Source organism: Streptomyces sp. SID5469 (assembly GCF_009862865.1).
GTDB lineage: Bacteria > Actinomycetota > Actinomycetes > Streptomycetales > Streptomycetaceae > Streptomyces > Streptomyces avermitilis.
In genome coordinates, this window is sequence record NZ_WWIN01000001.1 from 7,160,460 (window position 1) to 7,173,297 (window position 12,838).

The 12,838-nt window shown below is 69.5% G+C and carries 10 protein-coding genes and 1 pseudogene; 5 read left to right on the plus strand and 6 right to left on the minus strand.

What is annotated here, in order from left to right; all coding sequences use genetic code 11:
* Positions 1-77: 77 nt before the first annotated feature.
* The 4 genes from GTY58_RS30995 to GTY58_RS31010 all read right to left on the minus strand — a co-directional run bounded on the left by GTY58_RS30995 (position 78) and on the right by GTY58_RS31010 (position 5,726).
* Positions 78-1,832, minus strand: a complete 1,755-nt coding sequence (locus GTY58_RS30995; protein ID WP_010987350.1) for an NAD+ synthase — start codon at positions 1,830-1,832, stop codon at positions 78-80.
* Positions 1,833-2,215: 383 nt separating this feature from the next.
* The gene (locus GTY58_RS31000; RefSeq protein ID WP_078234548.1) at positions 2,216-4,156 is read right to left on the minus strand and encodes a S53 family peptidase; all 1,941 of its coding nucleotides are present in this window, start codon (positions 4,154-4,156) and stop codon (positions 2,216-2,218) included.
* Positions 4,157-4,434: 278 nt separating this feature from the next.
* Positions 4,435-5,061 carry a DUF305 domain-containing protein gene (locus GTY58_RS31005; protein WP_010987352.1) on the minus strand — a complete coding sequence of 209 codons (627 nt, stop codon included), beginning with the start codon at positions 5,059-5,061 and terminating at the stop codon, positions 4,435-4,437.
* Positions 5,058-5,726 carry a DUF3105 domain-containing protein gene (locus GTY58_RS31010; protein WP_010987353.1) on the minus strand — a complete coding sequence of 223 codons (669 nt, stop codon included), beginning with the start codon at positions 5,724-5,726 and terminating at the stop codon, positions 5,058-5,060. The genes GTY58_RS31005 and GTY58_RS31010 overlap by 4 nt, the downstream gene beginning before the upstream one ends.
* 159 nt (positions 5,727-5,885) lie before the next feature.
* On the opposite strand from GTY58_RS31010, the gene GTY58_RS31015 reads away from it, so the two are divergent.
* Positions 5,886-6,362: an Rrf2 family transcriptional regulator gene (locus tag GTY58_RS31015; RefSeq protein ID WP_037645636.1), complete on the plus strand. Its 477-nt coding sequence runs from the start codon at positions 5,886-5,888 to the stop codon at positions 6,360-6,362.
* On the opposite strand, the gene GTY58_RS31020 is transcribed toward GTY58_RS31015, so the two are convergent.
* Positions 6,317-7,519 (minus strand): globin domain-containing protein, encoded by a 1,203-nt coding sequence (locus GTY58_RS31020; RefSeq protein WP_010987355.1) that lies wholly within the window; start codon positions 7,517-7,519, stop codon positions 6,317-6,319. The two genes, GTY58_RS31015 and GTY58_RS31020, sit on opposite strands and share 46 nt — an antisense overlap.
* A 328-nt stretch (positions 7,520-7,847) precedes the next feature.
* Between GTY58_RS31020 and GTY58_RS31025 the strand changes: the two genes are divergently transcribed.
* A complete protein-coding gene (locus GTY58_RS31025; RefSeq protein ID WP_010987356.1) occupies positions 7,848-9,209 on the plus strand; it encodes a glutamine synthetase family protein in 1,362 nt (453 codons plus the stop codon).
* Between the two features lie 77 nt (positions 9,210-9,286).
* On the opposite strand, the gene GTY58_RS31030 is transcribed toward GTY58_RS31025, so the two are convergent.
* Positions 9,287-9,508 carry a tyrosine-type recombinase/integrase gene (locus GTY58_RS31030; protein WP_237528922.1) on the minus strand — a complete coding sequence of 74 codons (222 nt, stop codon included), beginning with the start codon at positions 9,506-9,508 and terminating at the stop codon, positions 9,287-9,289.
* 396 nt (positions 9,509-9,904) lie between these two features.
* Between GTY58_RS31030 and GTY58_RS31035 the strand changes: the two genes are divergently transcribed.
* The 3 genes and pseudogenes from GTY58_RS31035 to GTY58_RS31045 all read left to right on the plus strand — a co-directional run bounded on the left by GTY58_RS31035 (position 9,905) and on the right by GTY58_RS31045 (position 12,812).
* A complete protein-coding gene (locus GTY58_RS31035) occupies positions 9,905-10,144 on the plus strand; it encodes a hypothetical protein (protein WP_010987358.1) in 240 nt (79 codons plus the stop codon).
* Positions 10,144-10,803, plus strand: coding sequence for a hypothetical protein (locus GTY58_RS31040; RefSeq protein ID WP_010987359.1), 660 nt, complete (start codon positions 10,144-10,146; stop codon positions 10,801-10,803). Before GTY58_RS31035 ends, GTY58_RS31040 begins: the two co-directional genes overlap by 1 nt.
* 377 nt (positions 10,804-11,180) lie before the next feature.
* Positions 11,181-12,812: pseudogene (locus GTY58_RS31045) on the plus strand (IS200/IS605 family accessory protein TnpB-related protein).
* Positions 12,813-12,838 lie beyond the last annotated feature (26 nt).

Consider the following 12,838-nt stretch of genomic DNA (forward strand, 5'->3'; position numbering starts at 1 on the left):
AAGGGGGCGCCCCTCGCCGGGGCGCCCCCTTTCGCGTACCTGCCTACGGGCTGCCGTGACGCGTCACCCGCGTACCGTCACGAGTGCTCGCGCCAGCGGTTGGTGATCGGCAGCCGGCGGTCCTTGCCGAAGCCCTTCGCGGAGATCTTCGTGCCCGGCGGGTACTGGCGGCGCTTGTACTCGGCGGTGTCGACCATCCGCAGCGTCTTGACGACCAGCTCACGGTCGTAGCCCGCCGCCACGATCGCGTCGGCGCCCGTGTCCCGGTCGACGTACAGCTCGAGGATCGCGTCCAGCACCGGGTAGTCCGGCAGCGAGTCCGTGTCGACCTGGCCGGGGCGCAGCTCCGCGCTCGGCGGCTTGGTGATCGAGGCCTCCGGGATCGGCGGGGTCTGGCCGCGCTCGGCCGCCGCCCGGTTGCGCCACTCGGCCAGCCGGAAGATCGACGTCTTGTACACGTCCTTGATCGGCCCGTACGCGCCCACCGAGTCGCCGTACAGCGTGGAGTACCCGACCGCCAGCTCGGACTTGTTGCCCGGCGCCAGCACGATGTGCCCCTCCTGGTTGGAGATCGCCATCAGCGTGGTGCCGCGCAGCCGGGACTGGAGGTTCTCCTCGGCCAGCCCGGTCAGCCCGAGCGAAGCCATGTACGCGTCGAACATCGGCTCGATCGACACGGTACGGAAATTGAGCCCCGTACGCCGCGCCAGCTCGGCCGCGTCACCCTTGGAGTGGTCGGAGGAGTACTTCGACGGCATCGAGACGCCGTACACGTTCTGCGCGCCGAGCGCGTCGCACGCGATGGCCGCGACCAGCGCTGAATCGATACCTCCCGAGAGGCCGATCAGCACCGAACGGAAGCCGTTCTTCGCGACGTACGCCCGCAGCCCGACCACCAGCGCGGAGTAGACCTCCTCGTCGGCGTCGAGCCGGTCCGCGTATCCGCCGGCCAGCTCCGCCTCGTAGGCGGGCAGCGGCTCCTCGGAGATGACGAGGCGGTCGATGCGCAGCCCGTCGTCCACGACCCCCGTCGGCGGCTCGGCCTCGGCGGCGGGGAGATCCAGGTCCAGGACCACGCAGCCCTCCGAGAACTGCGGCGCCCGCGCGACGACTTCGCCGTCCCGGTCGACGACGATCGAGTCCCCGTCGAAGACCAGCTCGTCCTGGCCGCCGATCATCGCGAGATACGCGGTCGTGCAGCCGGCCTCCTGGGCCCGCTTGCGCACCAGCTCGAGACGGGTGTCGTCCTTGTCGCGCTCGTACGGCGAGGCGTTGACGGAGAGCAGCAGTCCGGCCCCGGCCGACCGCGCGGCCGGCACGCGCCCGCCGTCCTGCCACAGGTCCTCGCAGATGGCGAGCGCGATGTCGACGCCGTGCAGCCGCACGATCGGCATCGTGTCACCGGGCACGAAGTAGCGGAACTCGTCGAAGACGCCGTAGTTCGGCAGGTGGTGCTTGGCGAAGGTGAGCGCCACCCGGCCGCGGTGCAGCACCGCCGCCGCGTTCCGCGGAGCGCCCGCGGGCTGCCCGTACTTCGGCTGGGCGCTCTCGGACCGGTCGAGGTAGCCGACGAGCACCGGCAGCTCCCCGAAGCCCTCCTCGGCCAGGCGGGCGGCCAGCTCCCTCAGCGCGGTGCGCGAGGCCTCGACGAACGAGGAGCGCAGGGCGAGGTCCTCGACGGGATACCCGGTCAGCGCCATCTCCGGGAACGCCACCAGATGCGCTCCCTGCTCGGCGGAGTGCCGGGTCCAACGGAGGATCGCCTCGGCGTTGCCGGCGATGTCGCCGACGGTCGAGTCGATCTGATTCAGGGCGAGGCGTAGTTGAGGCACGGGCCCAGTGTAATCGTCAAAGCGACACGATGTCCTGAGGGCGGGATGTGGGGCGCCCCACGCCCGGGCGCGGCCCCCTGCGGCCCGTGCACCCGGCGCCCCCGCGGCCCGTACAGGCGGCGCCCCCGCGGCCCGTACAGGCGGCCCCCGGCAGTCCGTACAGTCGGCGCGGCCCCGGCCGACACCGTGCGGCCCCCGCTCCCGCCCCGCCCCCGGCGCCGATCACGGCCGCATGCCCTGCCGCCCTCAGCCCCTCGGCCCCGGCCGTACGACACCGTCCGGTGCCTGCCGCGTCGTCGTCCTGCCGCTCGCCCGGGCACCGGCCCCGCACACACGTGCGCCCGCCGCCCGGTGAAGGGAGGCGGGCGCGACGCGCTGTCGGCTCAGTGACGGCGGTACGAGGTGACGTAGCCGGGAGCGGGCGAGCCCACGCCGGTGACGTCGTCGTAGCCCTTCACGGCCTTCAGCGAGCTGTCCTTGCCGAGGCTGCGGACCGAGGTCAGCAGACCCTCGGCCGCGTCGAACCCGTTGGCGAAGTCCACCCGCGCCACGGCGAGGTCACGGCCGGTCGGCTTGTCCACCACGTCGTGGTAGAGCTTGGAGCCGTAGCGGTCGTAGATCGCCGGGTTGGCGAAGCCGATCGCCCGGCCGCCGCGCTGCTCCTGCGCGAGCGCCTGGACGCCCGCGATCACCGGAGCGGCGAGCGAGGTGCCGCCGATGCGGTACTCGTCGTACTTCTGCGTCCCGTCCGGGAAGGTCTGCGTCTGGCCGACCTTGAAACCGGTGTTCGGGTCGGCGATCGCCGAGATGTCCGGCACGGTGCGCATCGGCGTCGAACCGTTCGCCTTGGCGAGCGACTTCGGGACGACTCCGCGCTGGTAGAACGGCTGCGCCACCGTCTTGCTGGTGCCGCCGCCCGCGCCCGAGCTGTACGCGCCCGGGAAGCTCGTCCAGCTCTTGCCGTCCGCGGACAGCGAGGCCTTCAGGGTGCCCCAGCCGGTCTCCCACTGGTACTTGTCGCCCTTGCCGACCGCCAGCGAGGTGCCGCCGACCGCCGTCACCCAGGCGGAGTTGGCCGGGGTGTCGACCTGCTTCGTACCGGTGTTGGCGACCTCGTCGCCGTTGTCGCCGGAGGAGAAGTAGAAGCCGATGCCCTCGATCGCGCCCAGCTTGAACGTCTGGTCGTAGGCGGCCGCGACGTCCGGCGTCTCGTTGGCCTCGATGTCGCCCCACGAGTTGGAGACGATGTCGGCCAGATGCCCGTCGACGATCTTGTTGAGCGAGTCGAGCAGGTCGCTGTCGTAGCAGGACGCCGCGCCGACGTACACGATGTTCGCCTTGGGGGCGACCGCGTGCACGGCCTCGACGTCGAGGGTCTCCTCGCCGTACCAGCCGGCCGCCCCGCACTCCTCGGTCTTCGTGTAGTCGCTCGGCAGCACCTGGGCCAGCTGGCCCTTGGCGTACTTCGCGTCACCGTGCTTGCCCGCGTAGGTGGCCGCGTCCGAGGCGATGGTCGGCGAGGCGTACGCGTCGGTGATGGCCACCGTCACGCCCTTGCCGGTCGCCTTGCCCGCGCCGTAGGCGGCCCGCAGCTGCTTGCCGGTGTAGCCCTTGACCGCGTACGGGATCTTCTTGCCGTACGCCTTGGGCAGCGAGGTCGCCACCTTCGAGCCGTAGTACGAGGAGTACGGCCCGGAGTTGTGGAACACGGCGTCCGGCGGCGGCAGCGTGTCCGCGTGGGTCGCCTTGTGCGGGGCGTTGTCCAGGCCGGTGACGGTCAGGACGGCGCCGTCCAGTGCCGCGGGGGCCGAAGCCGTCTTCGCCGGGGCGCGGTAGGTCTTGCCGCCCTTGACGTAGTTGTGCAGCTGGGTGCCGAACGCCTTCTCGGCGGCGGCCACGTCGCCGGTCACGGTGACGTAGTGCTGCGTGCTGCCGGTGACCTTCAGGCCCGCCGACTTCAGCCAGTCCGTCACCTCGGCGACCTGCGCCTTGGTGGCGCCGAAACGCGCCTGCGCCTGCTGGGCGCTGAGGTACTTGCCGTACGAGGCCGAGTTCGGGTCGGACACGGCCTTCGCGTAGGCGGCCAGGCCCGCCGCGTCCTTGCCGGCCAGGTAGACCCGGGCGGAGACCTGGGAGCCGTTGTCGGTGGCACCCTTGTCCGCCGTGGCCGTGGCCCACGCGGGCTTGGTGCCCGCGAGCGTGTCACGGCTCGGGCCGTCCGCGGCATGGGCCGCGGGTATGCCGAGCGCCAGCGCACCGGCGAGCAGCGGCAGTGTCGCTGCCATGCTCACCCCGGCGCGCGTTCTGGCGCGGTTGGATCTCATAGAACCCCCTGCGATGCGGTTCGTCGCATGTAGTGGTCGGCCGGTGATCCGCGTAGACCCCGTGCCGCAGGAGGGCAGGGGGAAAAGGATCACGTGGTGGGGGCCACTCTGGCGATGAACCGTTCATGCCAGGGGAATGAAAAGGCCAAGAAGAGCTCAAGTGGCCTTGATTGGCGGTTATTTGGGACGTTTTGGGAGGGTCCCTGTCTCCGATCGAGGGTTTTCCCTTTCACCGGCCCGGAGCATGGGCGCGCGAGTCGTCCCGGAGCGCGGGCGCGTTAGTCGCGCGCCTTCGCGCCCCGTTCCTTGAGCATGTCCGCCATCAGGTCGATCTCCGACTGCTGCGCGTCGACCATGCCCTGCGCGAGCTTCTTCTCCACGCCGACCGTGCACTTGGCGACACAGCCCTCCGCCATGTGGATGCCGCCCTTGTGATGGTCGGTCATCAACTGGAGGTAGAGGACCTCGGCCTGCTCGCCGCTCAGCGTGTTCAGCTTCTTCAGCTCGGTGTTGGTCGCCATGCCCGGCATCAGCGCGCCGTCCTTGCCGGAGGCCATGTCGCCCATGCCCATCCAGGTCATCGGCGCGTCCGCCGACACCTTCGGCAGCTCCCACAGGTCGAGCCAGCCCAGCAGCATGCCGCGCTGGTTGGCCTGCGTCTGCGCGATGTCGTACGCGAGGCGCCGCACCTCCTCGTTCTTGGTGCGGTCGCGCACGATGTACGACATCTCGACGGCCTGCTGGTGGTGGACCGCCATGTCCCGCGCGAAACCGGCGTCCGCGGAGCCGGCGGTCGGCGTCGTCGCCGACGAGCCGCCGTCCTCCGCGACCGCGTACGTGATCGCCCCGGCCGCGACGAGCACGGCCGCCGCGGACCCCGCGACCCAGCCGATGTGCCGGGTCACTGAGCCAGACCGTTGGTGCAGGCGGCACCGGGCTCGGGCGTCTGCTTGCCCTGCACGAACTCCGCGAAGAACTTGTCGACGTCCGGGTCGCTCGCGCTCTTCACCGTGCGCTGCTTGCCCCACGCGCTGAGCATGATCGGGGCCTTCTGGTCGTCGACCGGGCTCATCAGCGTGTACGGCGTCTTCTTGACCTTCGCCGCGAGCGCCTTGACGTCCGCGTCCGACGCCTTGCTGTTGTACGTCACCCACACCGCGCCGTGCTCCAGGGAGTGCACGGCGTTCATGTTGTTGACCGCCTTGGTGTAGACGTCGCCGTTGCAGTTCATCCAGACCTGGTTGTGGTCACCGCCGACCGGGGGCTCCATCGGGTAGTCCACGGTCTTGGTGACGTGGGTACGGCCCAGCTTGCCCTTCCACGTCTTCACCCCGTCCGTACCCGTCACGAAGTGGCCCGAGGAAGTCTTCGAGTCACTCGCCGAGGTGTCCTTGTCGTCCGACTGAGACTTGACGAGGACGACACCGCCGACGACGAGACCGGCGACGACCACCACGCTGGCCGCGATCGTGAGTATCCGGTTGCGGCGCTCACGAGAACGTTCGGCCCGGCGCATCTCCTCTATGCGGGCCTTGCGCTGCGCGTTGCTGGTGTTCTTGGCGGAACCCATGGCGAGTCCTTTGGGGGAGGGACGGTCGAGTGCGCTGATCGTAGTGGGACACCGATGGCCGTTTGCAGGAAGGTCATGGGAAAGGTCATAGGAATGGCCGAAGAGGTGGCTTTCGCCCGATAATTTGAACCGTGGATGCGCATTATTTACGCTGGCGCCATGCGGCTGCTGCGCTCCACCGATCTCGCCCTGCGTGTCCTGATGCGGCTCGCCGTCACGGGTGATTCCAGCCCCACGACCCGCGAGGTCGCGGCGGACATGGACGTGCCGTACACGCATGCCGCGAAGGTCGTCGCCGAACTCCAGCACCTCGGGCTGATCACGGCCCGCCGCGGCCGCGGCGGCGGCCTCGCGCTCATGGAGGCGGGGCGCACGGCCTCGGTGGGCGCGGTCGTGCGCGCCTTCGAGGGGGACGGCGACGTCGTCGACTGCGAGGGGTCCACGCCCTGCCCGCTCAACTCCGCGTGCCGGCTGCGGGGCGCGCTGCGGCGGGCCCAGGAGGCGTTCTTCGCGTCGCTGGACCCGCTGACCGTGCAGGACATGGTCGCGGCCCCGACCGGGCCGCTGCTGCTGGGTATCACCGGCGCTCCTCAGCTCTCCCGGGCGAGCCAGAGGTCGGGTCCGAACACCTCGTAGTGGATGTCGGCGGGTGCCACGCCCTTCTCGATGAGCTGGGTACGGACGGCGCGCATGAAGGGCAGCGGACCGCACAGGTACGCGCGCGTGCCGGCGGAGACCGGCACGCCGGTCAGGTCGACGAGCCCCGTGCGGTCGGCCGGGTGCCCCGGCTCCGGGTGCTCGTACCAGAAGTGGACGGCCGCGTCCGCGAGCTTGGCCGCGTACGCCTCGTGGTCCGCGCGCAGGGCGTGCTCGGCCGGCGAGCGGTCGGCGTGCACGACGGTGACCGGGGCGCGGTGGCCGGTCAGGGCGAGGTGCTCCAGCATCGCGATCATCGGGGTCACGCCGATGCCGGCGGAGGCGAGCAGCAGGGGCACGTCCGTGGCCTCCAGGGCGAGATCGCCGTACGGGGCGGAGAGCTCCAGGACGCTGCCCTCGCGCACGCGCGCGTGGAGATGGTTCGAGACCTCGCCGTCCGGTGTCGTACCGCCGTGGACGCGCTTCACGGCGATCCGCAGCTCCGGTGAGCCGGGCGCGCCGACGAGGCTGTACTGGCGGGTCTGGCGGGCGCCGTCCGGGAGTTCGACGCGGACGGACACGTACTGGCCGGGGCGGAAGTCCGGGAGGGGCCGGCCGTCGGCCGGGCGCAGCCGGAAGGCGGCGACGTCGGCGGTCTCGTCCACGCGCTCCACGACCCGCCAGGGCCGCCGGCCGCCGGTGTCACCGGTGTTCTCGTGCTGCGCGTACAGCCGCCGCTCGATGGCGATGAGCGCGTTCGCCATCAGCCAGTAGACCTCGTCCCAGGCGGCCGCGACCTCGGGGGTGACCGCGTCGCCGAGGACCTCGGCGATGGCCGCGAAGAGGTGCTCGTGGACGACCGCGTACTGCCCGGGTGCGATGCCCAGGGAGGCGTGCTTGTGGGCGATGCGGTCCAGCATCGCGTCGGGGCGCTCGTCCGGGTGTTCCACGAGGTACGTGGCGAACGCGGCGATCGAGCCCGCCAGCGCCTGCCGCTGCGTCCCCGCCGCCTGGTTGCCGCGGTTGAAGAGGTCGCGCAGCAGCTCGGGGCGGGCGGCGAACAGCCGGTCGTAGAAGCGCGCGGTGATCTCGCCGACGGCCGCGCCGACGGCGGGGAGGGTGGCGCGCACGGTGGCGGCGGACTGCTCGGACAGCATCGGGACTCCTCTGAGCCGGGGCCGGAGGGGCGGGGCGTACCCCTCTCGTCTGCTCGGCACGGTATTAAAACTTGCATCTGATATGCAAATTAAGGTGGGTCAGGAGAGAACGCGAGGGGCGGCCATTACGGATACGCGTCGGAGCAGGCAAGATGGGCGTCAGAGCAGGACACCTGCTGTACGCGAGGCGTTCAGGCCGAGGTCGGCCGGCCGATCAAGGTCCGCAACGCGCACGAAATGGTGTTGTGGTGGGATGCTCAGGTGCCCCGACCGTCCCCCGGGCGTGGGAGCAGGCGGCCTGACCAGCAAGGATGGGTGGAAGCGGAAGATGGACAAGCAGCAGGAGTTCGTGCTCCGGACACTGGAGGAGCGCGACATCCGGTTCGTACGTCTGTGGTTCACGGACGTACTCGGCTTCCTCAAGTCGGTGGCCGTCGCCCCGGCCGAGCTGGAACAGGCCTTCGACGAGGGCATCGGCTTCGACGGCTCGGCCATCGAGGGCTTCGCCCGTGTATACGAGTCCGACATGATCGCCAAGCCGGACCCGTCGACGTTCCAGGTCCTGCCGTGGCGCGCCGAGGCCCCCGGCACGGCCCGCATGTTCTGCGACATCCTCATGCCGGACGGCTCCCCGTCCTTCGCGGACCCGCGCTACGTCCTCAAGCGCGCCCTCGCCAAGACCTCCGACCTGGGCTTCACCTTCTACACCCACCCGGAGATCGAGTTCTTCCTGCTGAAGGACAAGCCGCTGGACGGCTCGCGCCCGACCCCGGCCGACAACTCCGGCTACTTCGACCACACCCCGCAGAACGTCGGCATGGACTTCCGCCGCCAGGCGATCACCATGCTGGAGTCGATGGGCATCTCGGTCGAGTTCTCCCACCACGAGGGCGCGCCCGGCCAGCAGGAGATCGACCTGCGCTACGCCGACGCCCTCTCGACGGCGGACAACATCATGACGTTCCGCCTGGTCATGAAGCAGGTGGCGCTGGAGCAGGGCGTGCAGGCGACCTTCATGCCGAAGCCGTTCTCGGAGTACCCGGGCAGCGGCATGCACACCCACCTCTCGCTCTTCGAGGGCGACCGCAACGCGTTCTACGAGTCCGGCTCGGAGTACCAGCTCTCCAAGGTCGGCCGCTCCTTCATCGCCGGCCTGCTGAAGCACGCGGCGGAGATCTCGGCCGTCACCAACCAGTGGGTCAACTCCTACAAGCGCATCTGGGGCGGCTCGGAGCGCACGGCAGGCGCCGGCGGCGAGGCTCCGTCGTACATCTGCTGGGGCCACAACAACCGCTCCGCACTGGTCCGCGTCCCGATGTACAAGCCCGGCAAGACCGGCTCGGCCCGCGTCGAGGTCCGCTCCCTCGACTCGGGCGCGAACCCGTACCTGGCGTACGCGCTGCTCCTCGCGGCGGGCCTCAAGGGCATCGAGGAGGGCTACGAGCTCCCGCCGGGCGCCGACGACGACGTGTGGGCCCTCTCGGACGCGGAGCGCCGCGCGATGGGCATCGAGCCCCTGCCGCAGAACCTCGGCGAGGCGCTGGCACTCATGCAGCGCAGCGAGCTGGCCGCCGAGACCCTGGGCGAGCACGTCTTCGACTTCTTCCTGCGCAACAAGAAGCAGGAGTGGGAGGAGTACCGCTCCGAGGTGACGGCCTTCGAGCTGCGGAAGAACCTGCCGGTGCTGTAGGCGCCGGTCATCAGGGCGGGTGTCCCGCTGAATGACGCATGGGGCCGACGGTCATGGACCGTCGGCCCCATGGCGTGTCAGTCCTCCTGGGCCGTCTGCGGGCCGTCAGGCGTCGAAAGTGTGTCGCTGTAGAGGGTGTCCACGGCTTTCCGGGCCCGCGCGTCGCTGCTCGGCATGAGGTGCGTGTAGACGCGAAGCGTGAAGCCCGGATCGTTGTGTCCGAGATAGTGACTCAGTGCCTTGGTGTTCTCGCCGGCGTCCAAAAGGACGGAGGCGTAGAAGTGCCTGAGAGCGTGCATGCCGTGTTCGCGCGCCGCCTGGTGGCGCTGGCCCGGCTTAGGCCGTAGCTCATACAAGTTGCTACCGTGCACGAAAGCGAAGGCGTCCATTGGCACGACCGACGTACGGGGAGGGCCCCCACATGGCATGGGACGAGTGGGAACAGCTCAAGGCCGAGGCTGCCGAGAAGCGGTCCGCGAGGATGCAACTTAATCAGCTTGCTGATTAAGGGGGCGGCGGAAGGGGCGGTGCAAGCAGTGACGGTGACCTGGTCGTCCACGACGATGAACTGGGCAAGCTGGGAAATATGGCGTACGACCTGCGAGAACAGCTGAGGGTCGACGGCGACTACGCCCGTCCCAGCATCTTCGACGCCTCTGTCGACCTGTTCAACGACGGACTCGACATGGACCCATATGTCGAACCAGACGCTCGACTGGCTGAAGGAGAACGAGTTCGACAATACGGACGAGGCACTCAAGGGAATCGACAAGGCCAGAGACATGGGCCAGCACAATGCCATGATTCCGCTGCTGAATTACGCGCAGACGAACGGCATGTCCGACGATGAGATCTGGGATTTGTCGGACGAGGCGGAAGAGGCTTACAACAAGGGTCGCACGCGTAGCGACACCAAGGACGTTCGAGGATTCTGATGATGAGAGTTTCCGCCAGCTCCTTGGCTGTGGCAGCGCTGTTCTTGACGGCGACGTCCTGCTCCACGGAGGGTGACGCGTCGACTTCGGCGGCGGACGGTTGCGAGGAAGCCCTGGGAGATTCGGGAATCGAGTGGGTCGAGAGCCATGCGGACGTGGCCGGCGGTGGTGAGCTGGACAGGGGCGGCGTCGACTTGAAGGACGCGAGGGCGCAGCACTACAAGCAGATGGAGTCCGGGGGCTCGGACGGATCCCACTGGTCGTCCGAACTGTGCACCATCACTGCTTTCGACGCAGGCAAGAAGAAAGAGCTGAAGGTGGAATTCGGGCCCTCGTCTCTTCCTTTCGACTTCCAGACGAAGGGCGCCGAGGAAGGGACCAACACTCCGGTCAATTCGGACGTGAAACTGCACCAGGTGGAGGACTCCAGGGGAGTCGTCCGGTACGGCATCTACGTCAAGTGCAAGATTCCCGGCACGTCTTCGCGGCAGGAGACCGAGACTCCCCTGGCGGGCGTCATGACCGACACCCTCACTAGCGGTACATCGGCCCGCGACCACATGAAGTACCTCTTGCACTCGGCACGGGCGATGGCCGACGCCCTGGAGTGCCGGAACGAACCCACGATCCCCGCTGAGCCGGGCGCTGCTATGCCGTGATCCGGGAGCAAGCCGGCAGATATGACAAGAGTCGTCGCGACCAGTGGCGTAGGAGCTCCGGGGCGCCGCACTCGGTGATCCGCGCGCGGGCTTCTTCGGACACGTCGATGCCGCGCTGCTCCGTAGGGCGACAGGGTTCGTTTGGCGCGGTGGGGATTCCGGACGCGGTCGGCTGGGCGGGGTTTGGAACTGCTGGCGTTTGACTGTGTACGAGCGTGTTCTGGCGTGTATGAGTGAGCGTTGATGTTCCCGGGCGGGGCTGGGTGCTGCTGTTCCCGGACGGGAAGGGGAGTTCGCCTGTCGAATGTGTGACCTTTTGTTGTGTTGCTCGTTGGGTGTGATGACCGGGTTTTCAAGGGCTGTACGGGGGTGGCGGGGTGGGTGGGCTGCGGAAGCTGGCAGTGCCGTTTGTCGCGTCCGGTCCTTCGGGGGTGGCGGTCCGTACCCGGCTCAAGCAGCTCGCGCCTGCTGATGAGGAGGTGTTGCGGCTGGTGGGCGCACATCTGGGCACGCTGGCCTCCCGTGATCTGAAGGCGCGCTGCGCGGACGCTCTGGCGCACGACGGTGAGGCGTGGGCGGCGCGCAAGCGGGAAATGACGCCCCTGTCCTCCTCACGCTGGGCGGGAGCCATCACCAAGGCCAGCCACGACCAGTGGGCCCTGTCCCGCCGCTGCCAGCTCGCCCATATCCAGAGCCTGGAAGCCGGTATCAGCACGATCAGGCACCGGCTGTGCCTGCCTCTGCGGGAGAAGGGCGGCAGGCGGGCGCCGGGCGGCTACCACAGCAGGCAGGAGTGGCACGCCAAGGCCCGCCGCCTGCACGTCCTTGAAGACCGGCTGGAGCAGGCTCGCACGGACCGCGATGCCGGGGTCGTGCACGTCGTACGGGGCGGCAAGCACCTGGCCCGCACCCGGCACCACCTGGCCGCCGCACAGCTCACCGAGACCGGGTGGCGGCAGCGGTGGGAGGCCGAGCGCTGGTTTTTGAAGGCCGACGGTGAGTCCGGGAAGCGGTACGGCAACGAGACCGTCCGCGTCAGCCCCGAGGGTGAGGTGAGCATCAAGCTCCCGGCCCCGCTCAAGGAGCTGGCCAATGCCCCGCACGGCCGGTACGTCCTCGCCTGCCAGGTGCACTTCCCGCACCGAGGGCAGGAGTGGGCCGACCGGGTAGAGGCCAACCGGGCCATCGCCTACCGCATCCACTACGACACGGCCCGCGGGCGCTGGTACCTGACCGCCTCCTGGCAGATCCCGCGCACCCAGACCGTCCCGATCGAGGCCGCGCTCACCCAGGGCGTAATCGGTGTCGACATGAACGCCGACCATCTCGCCGCCTGGCGCCTCGACGTCCACGGCAACCCCGTAGGAGACCCGCGCCGCTTCCCCTTCGACCTGTCCGGACCGGCTGGCCACCGCGACGCGCAGGTCCGGCACGCTCTCACCGGGCTGTTGCACTGGGCCAGGGCCTGCGGCGTCACGGCGATCGCCGTCGAGGACCTGGACTTCACCGCGGACAAGACGCGCGAGAGACACGGCCGCAAGCGCCGGTTCAGGCAGCTCATCTCCGGCATGCCCACCGGCAGGCTCCGCGCCCGCCTGACCTCCATGGCCGACCACACCGGCATCGCGATCATCGCCGTGGACCCGGCCTACACCAGCCGCTGGGGCGCCCAGCACTGGCAAAAGCCCCTCACCTCAAAGATCAGAAAGACCACTCGCCACGACGCGGCAGCCGTGGCGATCGGAAGGCGCGCCCAGGGATATCCGATCCGGCGACGGACGGCACCGCCCCCGCACGACCAGAGCGATCGTGCGGGGCATCGGACCGTCCAGGCCAGACCGGGCATCCCCTGGCGTGAGGGAACCCGCCCCCGCATTCCCGGACCACGGACACGATCCGTCGGGCCCGGACGCGGAGCGAACGCGGGGGACCAGAACGCCCAACACCGTTCGGGGCATTCGGCTGAGCACGAGTCCTGGCAACAGGACTCACTCCCACTCAGTCTTTAGGAACGGTCCCGCGGGTGCGTTCGGTG

Coding starts and splice junctions, on each gene's coding strand:
- GTY58_RS31000 (WP_078234548.1), bottom strand. CDS start 4,156: ATGAGATCCAACCGCGCCAGAACGCGCGCCGGGGTGAGCATGGCAGCG.
- GTY58_RS31015 (WP_037645636.1), top strand. CDS start 5,886: ATGCGGCTGCTGCGCTCCACCGATCTCGCCCTGCGTGTCCTGATGCGG.
- GTY58_RS31040 (WP_010987359.1), top strand. CDS start 10,144: ATGATGAGAGTTTCCGCCAGCTCCTTGGCTGTGGCAGCGCTGTTCTTG.
- GTY58_RS31030 (WP_237528922.1), bottom strand. CDS start 9,508: ATGCACGCTCTCAGGCACTTCTACGCCTCCGTCCTTTTGGACGCCGGC.
- GTY58_RS31020 (WP_010987355.1), bottom strand. CDS start 7,519: ATGCTGTCCGAGCAGTCCGCCGCCACCGTGCGCGCCACCCTCCCCGCC.
- GTY58_RS31025 (WP_010987356.1), top strand. CDS start 7,848: ATGGACAAGCAGCAGGAGTTCGTGCTCCGGACACTGGAGGAGCGCGAC.
- GTY58_RS31010 (WP_010987353.1), bottom strand. CDS start 5,726: ATGGGTTCCGCCAAGAACACCAGCAACGCGCAGCGCAAGGCCCGCATA.
- GTY58_RS31035 (WP_010987358.1), top strand. CDS start 9,905: ATGTCGAACCAGACGCTCGACTGGCTGAAGGAGAACGAGTTCGACAAT.